Origin of the sequence: Phaeobacter sp. (assembly GCF_022825805.1) — a bacterium.
Lineage (GTDB): Bacteria > Pseudomonadota > Alphaproteobacteria > Rhodobacterales > Rhodobacteraceae > Phaeobacter.
In genome coordinates this window covers 1-12,257 of sequence record NZ_JAJDWC010000115.1, presented here as the reverse complement: position 1 = coordinate 12,257, position 12,257 = coordinate 1, and the positions used below count along the sequence as shown (strand labels likewise).

At 58.7% G+C, this 12,257-nt stretch carries 14 protein-coding genes, 1 tRNA gene and 1 pseudogene; 12 read left to right on the top strand and 4 right to left on the bottom strand.

The genetic code is table 11. The features are described from left to right. Together Q0C28_RS13095 and Q0C28_RS13090 are read right to left on the bottom strand one after the other, a co-directional pair. A partial coding sequence (locus Q0C28_RS13095) for a hypothetical protein (RefSeq protein ID WP_293576489.1) occupies positions 1–180 on the bottom strand: 180 nt, incomplete at its 3' end. A 220-nt stretch (positions 181–400) separates the two neighbouring features. Next, a tRNA-Ser gene (locus Q0C28_RS13090) sits at positions 401–490 on the bottom strand. Between the two features lie 148 nt (positions 491–638). Here Q0C28_RS13090 and Q0C28_RS13085 point away from each other — a divergent pair. From Q0C28_RS13085 to Q0C28_RS13055, 7 genes are all read left to right on the top strand, one after another. After that, the gene (locus Q0C28_RS13085) at positions 639–1,460 is read left to right on the top strand and encodes a DUF2059 domain-containing protein (RefSeq protein WP_293576491.1); all 822 of its coding nucleotides are present in this window, start codon (positions 639–641) and stop codon (positions 1,458–1,460) included. Positions 1,461–1,741: 281 nt separating this feature from the next. Continuing rightward, positions 1,742–2,332 (top strand): 50S ribosomal protein L21, encoded by a 591-nt coding sequence (locus Q0C28_RS13080; RefSeq protein WP_293576488.1) that lies wholly within the window; start codon positions 1,742–1,744, stop codon positions 2,330–2,332. 11 nt (positions 2,333–2,343) lie between these two features. After that, the gene (gene rpmA / locus Q0C28_RS13075) at positions 2,344–2,613 is read left to right on the top strand and encodes a 50S ribosomal protein L27 (RefSeq protein ID WP_008561540.1); all 270 of its coding nucleotides are present in this window, start codon (positions 2,344–2,346) and stop codon (positions 2,611–2,613) included. Between the two features lie 212 nt (positions 2,614–2,825). After that, on the top strand, positions 2,826–3,365 hold the full coding sequence (locus tag Q0C28_RS13070; protein ID WP_293576486.1) for a GNAT family N-acetyltransferase: 540 nt from the start codon (positions 2,826–2,828) through the stop codon (positions 3,363–3,365). Between the two features lie 102 nt (positions 3,366–3,467). Continuing rightward, positions 3,468–4,502, top strand: coding sequence for a GTPase ObgE (gene obgE / locus Q0C28_RS13065; protein ID WP_293576484.1), 1,035 nt, complete (start codon positions 3,468–3,470; stop codon positions 4,500–4,502). Beyond that, positions 4,490–5,596 carry a glutamate 5-kinase gene (gene proB, locus Q0C28_RS13060; protein WP_293576482.1) on the top strand — a complete coding sequence of 369 codons (1,107 nt, stop codon included), beginning with the start codon at positions 4,490–4,492 and terminating at the stop codon, positions 5,594–5,596. The genes obgE and proB overlap by 13 nt, the downstream gene beginning before the upstream one ends. A gap of 74 nt (positions 5,597–5,670) precedes the next feature. Then, the gene (locus Q0C28_RS13055; protein WP_293576480.1) at positions 5,671–6,936 is read left to right on the top strand and encodes a glutamate-5-semialdehyde dehydrogenase; all 1,266 of its coding nucleotides are present in this window, start codon (positions 5,671–5,673) and stop codon (positions 6,934–6,936) included. An 83-nt stretch (positions 6,937–7,019) separates the two neighbouring features. Here Q0C28_RS13055 and Q0C28_RS13050 read toward each other — a convergent pair whose 3' ends face one another. Further along, positions 7,020–7,616, bottom strand: coding sequence for a histidine phosphotransferase family protein (locus Q0C28_RS13050; protein ID WP_293576478.1), 597 nt, complete (start codon positions 7,614–7,616; stop codon positions 7,020–7,022). A gap of 27 nt (positions 7,617–7,643) precedes the next feature. Here Q0C28_RS13050 and Q0C28_RS13045 point away from each other — a divergent pair, with 27 nt between their 5' ends. The 5 genes from Q0C28_RS13045 to tsf all read left to right on the top strand — a co-directional run bounded on the left by Q0C28_RS13045 (position 7,644) and on the right by tsf (position 11,532). Further along, positions 7,644–7,829 (top strand): DUF3553 domain-containing protein, encoded by a 186-nt coding sequence (locus Q0C28_RS13045; RefSeq protein WP_293576476.1) that lies wholly within the window; start codon positions 7,644–7,646, stop codon positions 7,827–7,829. A gap of 105 nt (positions 7,830–7,934) precedes the next feature. Next, positions 7,935–8,747 (top strand): GNAT family N-acyltransferase, encoded by an 813-nt coding sequence (locus Q0C28_RS13040; RefSeq protein WP_293576490.1) that lies wholly within the window; start codon positions 7,935–7,937, stop codon positions 8,745–8,747. After that, the gene (locus Q0C28_RS13035; RefSeq protein WP_293576475.1) at positions 8,744–9,607 is read left to right on the top strand and encodes a 1-acyl-sn-glycerol-3-phosphate acyltransferase; all 864 of its coding nucleotides are present in this window, start codon (positions 8,744–8,746) and stop codon (positions 9,605–9,607) included. Before Q0C28_RS13040 ends, Q0C28_RS13035 begins: the two co-directional genes overlap by 4 nt. Before the next feature lie 205 nt (positions 9,608–9,812). Continuing rightward, positions 9,813–10,580 carry a 30S ribosomal protein S2 gene (gene rpsB / locus Q0C28_RS13030; protein ID WP_293576474.1) on the top strand — a complete coding sequence of 256 codons (768 nt, stop codon included), beginning with the start codon at positions 9,813–9,815 and terminating at the stop codon, positions 10,578–10,580. 76 nt (positions 10,581–10,656) lie between these two features. After that, positions 10,657–11,532 (top strand): translation elongation factor Ts, encoded by an 876-nt coding sequence (gene tsf / locus Q0C28_RS13025; protein ID WP_293576473.1) that lies wholly within the window; start codon positions 10,657–10,659, stop codon positions 11,530–11,532. A 499-nt stretch (positions 11,533–12,031) separates the two neighbouring features. Here tsf and Q0C28_RS13020 read toward each other — a convergent pair. Then, positions 12,032–12,121 (bottom strand): annotated as a pseudogene (locus Q0C28_RS13020) (LuxR family transcriptional regulator); the annotation flags it as partial. Positions 12,122–12,257 lie beyond the last annotated feature (136 nt).

Below are 12,257 nucleotides of genomic sequence, written 5' to 3'. Positions count from 1 at the left end.
ACCAATCGCGCTCGACCCAAAGGTGTCAGTCTGGCATTGCTGTGAATGTTCATTCGATCCCTCCGAATAGGGTTGGTGCTTGGTAACTCCAACCAACTCGGTCTGGATCGAATGGACAACCTGTTGAAAGCTCACACCTAGCGGGCGGACATCATCAAGTCTTACTGTATCAAATCTCACTGTTTCCAATCTCACTGTGGCCGGTCGCAACCCCTGTTGCTCCGGCCACAGTTGTTTTTGCGTTTGGCGGAAAACAAGCGGGGGGGATGGCCGGGCTTACGATTGGGACAACTGCGCACAACACGCCGATCTGAAGGGCCGAAACCTAGCAAAACCAACCGCGCGCAGCAAAGTGCAGCCGTGAGACTGAGGCGGCGGCGTCTTTGTCGAATGGGAATAATGGCGGAGAGACAGGGATTCGAACCCTGGGTCCCCGTGAAGGGACAACGGTTTTCGAGACCGCCCCGTTCGACCACTCCGGCACCTCTCCGCGGGGGGTGGAGGCCGTTTACTGGGGAACGCAGACCCTTGCAAGAGGGAATGCGCTGGTTTGCGAGGAAAAGTGTTTTTTGATTGTCTAACGGATCAAAACCCTTACCTTTTGATCCATGACACACATGCTTTCCCCACTGCGCAATATGCTGCGCGGCTGCCTGGCCTTTACTGTCGCTCTTGCCCTGTTGATCGTGCCGCTTCAGGCGGCGGAGCGCGAGCGTGTGGTCGATTTTCTGGAAACAACTGGGTTTGACGTGGCGCTGGACAGTATCGCGCAATCGGCGGAGCTGGCGCCTGATATGCTGGGCATTGATGCGGGTGATTTTGGCATTGCCTGGACCAGCCTGGCGCAGGAGGTGTTTGATCTTGCGGAGATGCGCGAAACGGCGATCGGGATCCTGGAAAGCACGCTGGACGACCAGGCGCTTGCCTACGCCGCGGAGTTCTACGCCAGCCCCTTGGGAGCGCGTCTGGTCGCGGCAGAGAACGCCGCCCACCGGGTTGCCGATGACGCGGCCAAACAGGAGGCCGGGCAGCGCATCATCGCCGATCTTGTGGCCGAAGGTGCCAAGCGGCCGCAGCTGTTCCGCCGTATGGGGGATGCGGTGGATGCCGCGGGCACAGGGGTGCAGGCCCTGCAGGAAATTCAGTTCCGTTTTCTGATGGCGGCGAGTGCCGCGGGGGTCGTTGACCTCCAATTGGACGCAGACGGGTTACGCGCCTTTATGAAAGAGCAAGAGGCCGAAACGCGGCTGGCCATGCGGGCGGCCAACATGGCGGCCTCTGCCTATACCTATCAGGCCTTCAGCGAGGCTGAGCTGGAGACTTATATTGCGGCGTTGGAACACCCGTTGATGCAGCGGGTGTATGAACTGCTGAATGCTGTTCAATATGAAATCACGGCCAGCCGGTTCGAGCAATTGGCCTACCGGTTGAGCGGATTGGAGCCCTCGCAGGATTTGTGATCCAGCTGGCTTGGGTGGCTGCCCAGTCATACGTTCAGATGCGGGCCTAGTTGGGTGTCATAGCATTTGGTGGCGCTCGTTTGACAAGCCATGCAAAAACCAATTGACTTATCCACACAATCACAGGATAAGCGCGCATCCCGGCCCGGACTCCCCGCGCCGGGGTTTATTTGTCATACGCCCCGAGAGGGGCGCGCTGTTCGAGGTGGCTTTGGCCAAAACACCGGATGCATGATGTGCGGATGGGACCGTAGGACGCGGGTAGAAAAGGAAAGACGCATATGTTTGCGGTCCTCAAAACCGGCGGCAAGCAGTACAAAGTTCAACCCGGCGATTTGCTGCGTGTTGAAAAACTGGCTGCTGATGCTGGCGAAACAATCCAGTTCAACGACGTTCTGATGCTCGGTGGTGATGCACCGGTCGTGGGTGCGCCTTTCGTGGACGGTGCTGCGGTTCAGGCCGAAGTCGTCGACCAGATCAAGGGCGAGAAGGTCATTCACTTTGTGAAGCGCCGTCGTAAGCACTCCTCCAAGCGCACCAAGGGCCATCGTCAGAAGCTGACCCTGGTGAAGATCACCGAGATCCTCGCCTCCGGTGCAGATAAATCCGGTGTGAAATCCGCATCCGGCCAAGGCGCAGCACCTGCTGCTGGCAAAGCTGCTCCTGCAGCCAAAGCCGCACCAGCTGCCGCTGCCGACAAGCTGACCGACCTGAACGGTGTTGGCCCGGCTGCTGCCAAGAAGCTGGAAGAAGCTGGTCTGACCACCTTCGCCCAGATCGCAGCCTTGTCTGACGCAGACATTGCTGGTATCGAAGGCATCAAAGTGAAACCCGAGTGGGTTGAGCAAGCCAAAGAACTGGCTAAAGGCTAAGGAGAGACAGAATGGCACATAAAAAAGCTGGCGGTTCCTCCCGTAACGGTCGCGACTCAGCGGGTCGCCGCCTTGGCGTGAAACTGTATGGTGGCCAGGCGGCCATCGCAGGCAACATCATCATTCGTCAGCGCGGCACCAAGTTTTGGCCGGGCGAAGGCGTTGGTCTGGGCAAAGATCACACCATCTTTGCGACCACCGATGGCGCTGTCACATTCCACAAAGGCCTGAAAGGCCGCACATTTGTATCGGTTCTGCCAGTGGCGGAGGCCGCTGAATAAGCCGACCCGCAAGGTGGATGAAAATCAGGGATCGGCGGAAACGCCGGTCCCTTTTTCGTTTTGGTTGGTATTGCCGACATGGGCCGCTGATAGGGCTGCCGATATCTGCCGACCAAGGTGCCTAACCGAATGTAAACGGTAAGGTGTTAAAGAGTGGCGCTTGCACCACCCGGGGTTGGGCGGTGTTAGTCGTCTTCGAGAGGAGCGAGGACATGAGTTTGGATGAGAATGTCATGGAACAGCCGGTGATCGACGCGGGGCGGTTTGTCCTGCGGCCCTTGCGCAAGTCCGACGAGGGCTTGATTGCGCATTATGTCAGCGACGAGCGCGTCGCACGTATGACCAGCGCCATTCCCCATCCCTTGCCGCCGGGCGCGATAGAGGCCTTTGTCGCGCGCGCCATGGAGCCTTCTCGCGAGGAAGATGTCTGGGCCATCGACAGCACGGCTGATGGCGGCGAAGAGCTGAAAGGCATCATCAGCCTTAAACGTCTGGACCGGGACCAGAGCGAGGTTGGCTATTGGATTGCGCCGATCTTCTGGAACAACGGGCTTGCCTCGGCGGCGCTGCAGACATTGGTCGACACCAATCCGCAAGGCTGCAGCGCGCTGTTTGCCACGGCATTTCAGGACAATCCGGCCTCGGCCCGGGTGCTGACCCATTGTGGGTTCGAATATCTCGGCGATGCGGAGACCTTCTCTGTGGCACGCAACGCGACCGTCCCGACCTGGACCTACAGCCGAAAACTCTGATTGGCCTAGCGCCCAGTTTAGGTTAAGCGGTGCCAACCGGCTTGCATGGGCCGCTCTCTTATTTCCGTCGTGAGTTACGGCGGACTGCTGCAAGGATCTGATATGAAATTCCTGGACCTGGCCAAAGTCTACATCCGCTCCGGCGCGGGCGGAAACGGCTGTGTCAGCTTTCGCCGTGAAAAATACATGGAATATGGCGGCCCTGATGGCGGGGACGGCGGCCGTGGTGGATCGGTTTGGGTCGAGGTGACCGAGGGTCTGAACACGCTGATTGATTTCCGCTACCAGCAGCATTTCTTTGCCAAAAATGGCCAATCGGGCATGGGCCGTCAGCGCACCGGCAAGGATGGGGATGATATCGTCCTGCGCGTGCCCGTCGGCACCGAGATCATGGATGAGGATCAGGAAACGGTATTGGCCGACCTGACAGAGGTCGGAGAGCGGTTTCTCCTCGCCAAAGGCGGCAATGGCGGATTTGGCAACCTGCACTTCAAAAGCGCCACCAACCAGGCGCCGCGACGGGCCAACTCCGGTCAGGACGGCATTGAACGCACAATCTGGTTGCGTCTGAAGCTGATCGCGGATGTCGGGCTTTTGGGGTTGCCGAACGCTGGCAAATCGACGTTTCTGTCGGCCACCTCCAATGCCCGTCCCAAAATCGCAGATTATCCGTTTACCACGCTGCACCCAAACCTCGGCGTGGTGGGCATTGATGGCGTGGAGTTTGTGGTGGCCGATATTCCCGGTCTGATCGCAGGCGCCCACGAAGGCCGCGGTATCGGCGACCGGTTCCTCGGCCACGTCGAACGCTGCGCCGTGCTGCTGCATCTGGTGGACGGGACGTCGGAAACCATCGCCGAGGATTATCAAACCATCATCAACGAGCTTGAGGCCTATGGCGGGGAACTGGCGCAGAAACCACGCATTACCGCGCTGAACAAGGTCGACAGTTTGGATGAGGAGGAGCGCGCAGAGGCCAAGGCCGCCTTGGAGGCAGCCGTTGGCGGACCCGTGGCGCTGATGTCGGGGGTCAGCCGCGAAGGGTTGAACGAGGTTCTGCGTGCGATGCGCACCGAGATCGACGAAGATCGGCTGCGCCAAAAGCCCCAAGAGGAGCAGAGCGCGTGGCAGCCCTAAGCAACGCGAAGCGGGTTGTCGTCAAGATCGGATCCGCTCTGTTGGTGGACCGCGCCTCTGGCGATTTGCGCGCGGGTTGGTTGCATGCTTTGGCGGAGGATGTCGCCTGGCTGAAGGCACAGGGCAAGGATGTTGTGTTGGTGTCCTCTGGCTCCATCGCGTTGGGGCGCGGGGCCTTGGGATTGGCGGCGCAGGATCTCCCTCTGGAGCAATCACAGGCGGCTGCAGCCGTCGGTCAGATCCGTCTGGCGCGCGCCTATGAAGAGGTGCTGGCGCCCCACCAGATCACGACAGCGCAGGTTCTGGTCACGCTGGAGGACAGCGAAAACCGCCGCCGCTATCTGAATTCGCGCGCCACATTGGAGACGCTGATCGGGCTTGGCGTGGTGCCGATCGTCAATGAAAATGACACCATCGCTACCGATGAGATCCGTTATGGTGACAATGACCGGCTGGCGGCCCAAGTGGCCGTGACAGTGGGCGCAGATGCCCTGATCTTGTTGTCGGATGTCGATGGGTTTTACACCGCCAACCCGGCGCTCGATCCGACTGCACGGCGTTATGACCGGATCGAACACATCACCCCCGAGATTGAAGCCATGGCTGGCGACGGTGTGTCCGGCTTGTCCAAAGGCGGCATGATCACCAAACTGATGGCTGCCAAAATGGCCACCGCTGCGGGCTGCGCCATGGCGATCACCGAAGGGTCGCCCGATAACCCTCTGAAATTGCTGGAAAACGGCGCGCCATCAACCTGGTTTTCTGCGCTGGATGATCCACAGCTGGCGCGCAAGCGCTGGATCGCCGCGATGAAAACCCGTGGCGTTGTCTCGGTGGATGCTGGGGCGGCTGCGGCCTTGGCCAGTGGCAAAAGCCTATTGCCGGCGGGGATCCGCAATGTTGAAGGAGATTTCGGCCGCGGTGACCCGCTGGCCATCCTTAGCCCAGATGGACGCAAATTGGGGCAGGGGCTCAGCCGATATACATCGCAGGAAGCAACTGCCATCATGGGCTGCCAATCGAGCGAGATCGAGGCAATCCTGGGCTATGCCGGACGGGCGGCTGTCATCCACCGCGATGATATGGCGCTTTAGAGGGCTCACATGATAGGTCTGTCCCAGCCTGTCCGCGGTTTGCGGCAAATCGGGTCCAACGAAGGTTTCAGACTATGACAGACGCACAGAATATCTCCGCCTTGATGGCCGACATCGGCATCCGTGCAAAGCGCGCATCGGCGCAGCTCGCAACGGCCAGTGCCGCGTGCAAAGAAACAGCGCTGATGGCCGCCGCAGATGCGGTGTGGGAAAACAGAGCCGAGATCATGGCGGAAAACGCCAAGGATCTGGAGTTTGGTCGCAACAAAGGGCTGTCGCCTGCCATGATGGATCGCCTCGCCCTTGATGAAGAGCGGATTGGCGGGATCGTAGCGGGTCTGCGTGCCGTGGCGGGCCAGAATGATCCTGTTGGCGAGGTTCTGGCTGATTGGACGCAGCCAACAGGGCTTCATATCCAGCGGGTGCGTACGCCGCTGGGGGTGATTGGTGTGATCTATGAAAGCCGCCCAAATGTCACCGCAGATGCTGGCGCGCTGTGTCTGAAGTCCGGCAATGCCGTGATCCTGCGCGGGGGGTCCGAAAGCTTCCATTCCAGCCAAGCGATCCATCGCTGTCTGGTTGAGGGGCTGCGTGCAGCGGGTCTGCCCGAAGATGCGGTGCAACTGGTGCCCACACGCGATCGCGCTGCGGTGCAATGCATGCTGACGATGACGGAGTCGATTGATGTGATCGTGCCGCGTGGTGGCAAGGGCCTGGTTGGTCTGGTGCAGCGCGAGGCGCGTGTGCCTGTCTTTGCGCATTTGGAGGGGATTGTTCACATTTTCCTCGACAAGGATGCAGATCCGCAAAAGGCGCTGGATATCGTGTTGAACGCCAAGACCCGTCGCACCGGGATCTGTGGTGCTGCAGAATGCTTGCTGATCCACCGCGATATTGCTGCGACCATTGGGGTGGATGTCCTGTCAGCCTTGGCAGCGGCGGGTGTTGAAATCCGTGCAGAGGCAGGCTTGCCCGGGCCCGATGATATGGTCACCGCGACGGAAGCCGATTGGGGTTGCGAATATCTGGATTCCATCATTGCCGCACGTCAGGTGGACAGTCTTGATGACGCTATAGCGCATATTCGCGAGCATCATTCCCAGCACACCGATTGCATCATCACCGAGGATGACAGCGCGGCTGCAGCATTCTTCTCCAACCTCGACAGCGCGATCCTGATGCACAACGCTTCCACCCAGTTTGCGGATGGCGGTGAGTTCGGCATGGGGGCGGAGATCGGCATTGCGACGGGCAAAATGCACGCACGCGGCCCCGTCGGGGCGGCGCAGCTGACCAGTTTCAAATATCTGGTGCGGGGCAACGGCACAGTGCGCAGCTGATCACGCTCGCGCACATAACAAATGATGAGATAAAAAAAGCGCCGCAAACCCTTGCGGCGCTTTATTTTTTGAACTGTTATTGTTCAGAACTGTATGGTGACCCGCTCGAGGGTTTGTTCGACCCGTACTGTGCGACTGTCGGCCTTTGCGGCCTCTGGCAGCATTGCGAATTGAACCAGCGCCGGCGTCACCGCAGTGGTGGAGCTGCCGCCGCTGACACGGGCCCACAGATCGCCATCGATGTTCAGCTTGCTGCCCTCACCAATCACGGTCCATTTCCCATCGGCGCACAGAACGCGCACATTGCCACCATAAGGCAGGCTGGTTTCAAGGCAGAGCGCGGCCAGGAACGCCAAACGGACCTCGGTGCGCGAACAGCCGTCCTGCAAGGTCCATTGGAATTTCAGACGCCCGCCTTTTTCCATGTCTGCAAGGACCGACATGACTTCAGACCGGCTGATCTGTTGGTCGCTTGCGGCGCCAAAAGCGATGCGGAAAAACCGGATTCTGGCATTTGCATTGGCCACGCTGTCAGAAATCAGATCAAGCTCTGGCCCTGACATATCTCCTGACATTCCAAGCAGTTCCAGGCCATTGTTGATGGCCCCAATCGGGCTGATCAGATCGTGGCAGATGCGCGACCCTACCAAAGCCGCAAGATTAGCATTATCTACAGACATAACATTCCTCCGACACGGGCCCGACACATGACAGACCTAAATGCGATCCTCGCCCCCGGCATGATTGTAACCCACCCAACGCACCCGGAATGGGGGCAGGGGCAGGTTCAATCCAATGCAGGAGGCCGGATCACTGTGAATTTTCCAGATCATGGAAAAGTGGTCTTCAACAGTGCTCAGGTGGCCCTCATTCCTGTCTTTGATCCGTCATAAGCGTTTATGAACGGTTAACGAAGCGCTATCAATTTGAAGCAACCTTGCGCAGTCCCTGCCTCATGGGATAGCTGCTCGCAAGGAAAATCAGTGTTGGGGCTGTTTATGGGCGGGCAATCTCCTGATTTTGAGGTGAAATTGGCACATGACGCCGCCGATCTGCGCGCCGCGCAGGCGCTGCGGTATCGGGTGTTTGTGCAAGAGCTGGGCGGCCAGGGTGACATGGTCGATCACGAGGCCGGGCTGGAGCGTGATCGTTTTGATCCGTTTTGCGATCATCTGCTGCTGTTGGACAAATCCCGCGCTCCGGCCACTTCCGATGCTGAGAAAGCGGAACCAGGCAAGGCCAATGCTGGACAGGTCGTGGGCGTTTACCGGGTCATGACATCGCAACAGGCCGAGGCTGCGGGCGGATTTTACTGCGCGGGCGAATATGACCTGGCGCCGCTCTTGGGTTCGGGGCGGACCCTGTTGGAGCTGGGCAGGTCCTGTGTTCATCCAGATTATCGCGGTGGAACAGCGCTGTATCATCTCTGGTCCGCGCTGGCAGCCCATGTGGAGCGGCATGATATCGAAGTGCTGTTTGGCGTCGCCAGTTTTCATGGCACAGATATCGCCAAGCTGGCGCAACCGCTGTCGATGTTGCAGCACAACCACTTGGCACCGGCACATTTGCGGCCGAAATCCCGCGCCTATCAACCCATGGATTTGATTGCCAAAGATCAGCTGGACCGCCGCGCCGCCACGCTGGAAACACCCGCATTGATCAAAGCCTACTTGCGGGTGGGCGGATGCATCGGTGATGGCGCGTTTGTTGATCACGCATTTAACACAACCGATGTGTGCCTGATTTTGGATATCGCGCGAATGAACGAACGTCACCGCAAACTCTATACCTCCGGGCGGGTTCGTTCATGACCACCTGGCACAGCAATCATGCGCCGGCGCGACCATCGATTTCCGCTGCGGGGTGGGTGCGCGTCCTTGTGCGAGGGCTCTGTTTGGGGGTGTTGGTGTTCGGGGGGCTGGCCCTCCTGTTGCTGTTGCGGTTGATCGAGCGTCCGTTGTTCGGGATCCGCCGTCCGATCACGCCTTGGATCACGCAAGTCGTCTGTCGGTCGGCGTTTCGTATCATGGGGATGGGCTTTCACCACGACGGCGAAAAAATGGTTGGACCCGGGGCAGTCGTGGCCAACCACACGTCGTGGTTGGATATTTTCGCACTCAACGCGCGCCAACGGATCTACTTTGTCTCCAAGGCAGAAGTGGCGAAATGGCCCGGCATTGGCTGGCTGGCGCGAGCGACAGGCACGGTGTTTATCGAACGCAATGCGCGGCAGGCGCAGCAGCAGACCCGCATTTTTCAGGACCGGCTGATGGCTGGCCATAAATTGCTGTTTTTCCCGGAAGGCACCTCCACCGACGGGCATCAGGTGCTGGCGTTCAAGACCACGTTGTTTGCGGCATTTTTTGCGCCTGAGTTGCGAGAGCATATGCAGATCCAACCGGTGTCGGTGGTGTTCACACCGCCAAAGGGTGCGGATCCGCGTTTCTATGGGTGGTGGGGCGACATGGATTTTGGCAGCCATTTCCTGCAAACCTTGGCGGGTGCGCGACAGGGGGCAGTCACGTTGCGCTATCACACGCCTTTGCGGGTGGCCGATTTCCCGGATCGTAAATCGCTGGCGCGGGCCTGTGAGGTCGCTGTGCGGGACGGGCACCGCGATCTGCAGGGCTATGATCTGAAGGCCAGAGTTGGACGCGAAGACGCGGTCTAACCGGGTTATCATCGGATCAATTGATGATCTGACCGACAGTGCGCCTTTTGGTCTTGCCTCGCGATGCAACCTGTCATATACGCGCGCCATTCAATCCGCAGGTGGGGATTGGCCTGTTCGGGGGAGACATCCCCGACAGACCGCCGGTTGGAGCAGTCGCTCTGAGACCCCCGCCAAGGCACGAAACCGGAAAAGGAAAAGATACATGGCTCTTCCCGAGTTCTCCATGCGCCAACTGCTGGAAGCAGGCGTTCACTTTGGTCACCAGACACAGCGTTGGAACCCACGCATGTCGCCGTTCATCTATGGCGCGCGCAACGGCATCCACATTCTGGACCTGACCCAGACCGTTCCCATGCTGGACGCTGCACTGAACGCAGTGCGTGACACCGTCGCAAAAGGTGGCCGCGTTCTGTTCGTCGGCACCAAGCGTCAGGCCGCTCAGCCTATCGCAGACGCTGCAGAGAAATCTGCTCAGTACTTCATGAACCACCGTTGGCTCGGCGGCACGCTGACCAACTGGAAAACCGTGTCCCAGTCCATCAACCGTCTGAAAGAAATCGACGAGCGTATGGCGACCGGCGCAGAAGGCCTGACCAAGAAAGAGCGTCTGGGCATGGAGCGCGACCAGCAGAAGCTGCAGGCGTCTCTGGGCGGCATCCGCGAAATGGGCGGTGTTCCTGATCTGCTGTTCGTCATCGACGTGAAAAAAGAAGCGCTGGCAATCGCAGAAGCCAACAAACTGGGCATTCCAGTTGTGGCTGTTGTCGATACCAACTGCTCCCCTGATGGCGTTGACTACATCATCCCAGGCAACGACGACGCCGCGCGCGCGATCTCGCTGTACTGTGACCTGGTTGCACGCGCTGCACTGGACGGTATGTCCGCACAGCTGGGTGCTGCTGGTGTTGATCTTGGTGCGCTGGAAGATGCCCCAGAAGAAGAAGCCGTCGCCGAGGCTGCTGACGCTTAATCTTGGTGTCAACGAGTTGACATGATGGGCGGGGTAAAACCTGCCCACCCCCCAATCTGATTTGAGGAGAGCCAAAATGGCAATCAAAGCAGCAATGGTGAAAGAACTGCGCGAATCCACTGGCGCAGGCATGATGGACGCGAAAAAAGCGCTCGTCGAAAACGATGGCGACATGGAAGCAGCGGTTGATTGGCTGCGCACCAAAGGTCTGGCCAAAGCGGCCAAAAAATCTGGCCGTACCGCGGCAGAGGGCCTGGTTGCCGTTGTCGTCGAAGGCGGCAAAGGTGTGGCTGTCGAAGTGAACTCCGAAACCGACTTCGTTGCGAAAAACGCAGACTTCCAGGAGATGGTGTCTGGCGTGGCCAAAGCAGCGTTGAACGCGGCGGATGTTGACGCGCTGAAAGCGGCTGACCTGGGCGGCAAGTCCGTTGAAGCCACAATCACCGACAAAATCGCCACCATCGGCGAAAACATGTCCCTGCGTCGCATGGCGTCCCTGGAAGGTCAGACCGTTGTGTCCTACGTCCACAACGCAGCGACCGCTGGCATGGGCAAAATCGGCGTTCTGGTTGCCATGGACGGCGGCGACGAAGCGATCGGCAAGCAGGTTGCAATGCACATTGCAGCTGTGAACCCCGCCGCTCTGTCCGAATCCGATCTCGACGCAGCTGTTGTTGAGAAGGAAAAGCAGGTCCAGATGGACATCGCGCGCGAATCCGGCAAGCCGGAGCAGGTCATCGAAAAGATGATCGAAGGCCGCATGAAGAAGTTTGTCGCTGAATCCACCCTGCTGAACCAGCAGTTCGTTGTGAACCCAGACTTGACCGTTGAAGCCGCTGCCAAAGAAGCTGGCGCGACCATCACCGGTTTTGTCCGTCTGGAAGTGGGCGAAGGCATCGAAGTCGAAAAAGAAGACTTCGCAGCAGAAGTGGCCAAGGCTGCTCAGGGCTAAACCCCTCTGACATCTAAGATTTCTAAGGACCGGTGGCTGACAAGGCTGCCGGTCTTTTTCGTTGTATTGCCCGCGACGCGTTAGATTTTGGTGTCGGGTGTTTGCGCAATGTTGGATTTTAGCAGCGGCATAAGGTTTGATCAGCCTGCGCCAGGCTCGCGCCAAAACAAGACGGGAGACACAAAACGGGCCATCATACAAAACGTGCTGGATCAAATGAAAAGGACCCGAAGCCTGTCGCCACGGGTCCTGAAAATAATTCCGGCACATACGCTGACCAATACACGTTGCCACCGGACAGAAGAGATTGCCTTGCAATACTAAGGATCTTCCCCCGTTTGTCCCAGGCCAAAGCCCCACTCACGGAACATATTAAGTATGCATACTATTCAAATTTGAGGGAAGTAAAGAATTCCATACTCGCGCCAAAAATGCAGAAAATTTTAACGATTGGTCCGGAGCGATAGTACCAAGGACAGATTCTGACACGCAATCGCGCTCAATCAGCCTCTTTCACATACATCTGATTGTGCAGCGCGGCCTTCAGCACCGCGTGGGCTGTGGTTTCCACAGACAGCGCCTCTCTGGCCCCATCGGAAGGTTTCTTCGTAGAACCACGCTAAGGAAGAACTTTCAGCGAACAAATTTAGGTTCCCCAGTCTCTGGCGGGCCTGATGTTCAGGGGTCGCGCAATTTTGCGGTCAGCGGCTCCAGAATGCCAGTCG

Excerpts from the sequence above, each read along its gene's own strand:
- Q0C28_RS13085 (WP_293576491.1), top strand. The coding sequence starts at position 639 with ATGCTGCGCGGCTGCCTGGCCTTTACTGTCGCTCTTGCCCTGTTGATC.
- Q0C28_RS13080 (WP_293576488.1), top strand. The coding sequence starts at position 1,742 with ATGTTTGCGGTCCTCAAAACCGGCGGCAAGCAGTACAAAGTTCAACCC.
- rpmA (WP_008561540.1), top strand. The coding sequence starts at position 2,344 with ATGGCACATAAAAAAGCTGGCGGTTCCTCCCGTAACGGTCGCGACTCA.
- Q0C28_RS13070 (WP_293576486.1), top strand. The coding sequence starts at position 2,826 with ATGAGTTTGGATGAGAATGTCATGGAACAGCCGGTGATCGACGCGGGG.
- obgE (WP_293576484.1), top strand. The coding sequence starts at position 3,468 with ATGAAATTCCTGGACCTGGCCAAAGTCTACATCCGCTCCGGCGCGGGC.
- Q0C28_RS13055 (WP_293576480.1), top strand. The coding sequence starts at position 5,671 with ATGACAGACGCACAGAATATCTCCGCCTTGATGGCCGACATCGGCATC.
- Q0C28_RS13050 (WP_293576478.1), bottom strand. The coding sequence starts at position 7,616 with ATGTCTGTAGATAATGCTAATCTTGCGGCTTTGGTAGGGTCGCGCATC.
- Q0C28_RS13045 (WP_293576476.1), top strand. The coding sequence starts at position 7,644 with ATGACAGACCTAAATGCGATCCTCGCCCCCGGCATGATTGTAACCCAC.
- Q0C28_RS13040 (WP_293576490.1), top strand. The coding sequence starts at position 7,935 with ATGGGCGGGCAATCTCCTGATTTTGAGGTGAAATTGGCACATGACGCC.
- Q0C28_RS13035 (WP_293576475.1), top strand. The coding sequence starts at position 8,744 with ATGACCACCTGGCACAGCAATCATGCGCCGGCGCGACCATCGATTTCC.
- rpsB (WP_293576474.1), top strand. The coding sequence starts at position 9,813 with ATGGCTCTTCCCGAGTTCTCCATGCGCCAACTGCTGGAAGCAGGCGTT.
- tsf (WP_293576473.1), top strand. The coding sequence starts at position 10,657 with ATGGCAATCAAAGCAGCAATGGTGAAAGAACTGCGCGAATCCACTGGC.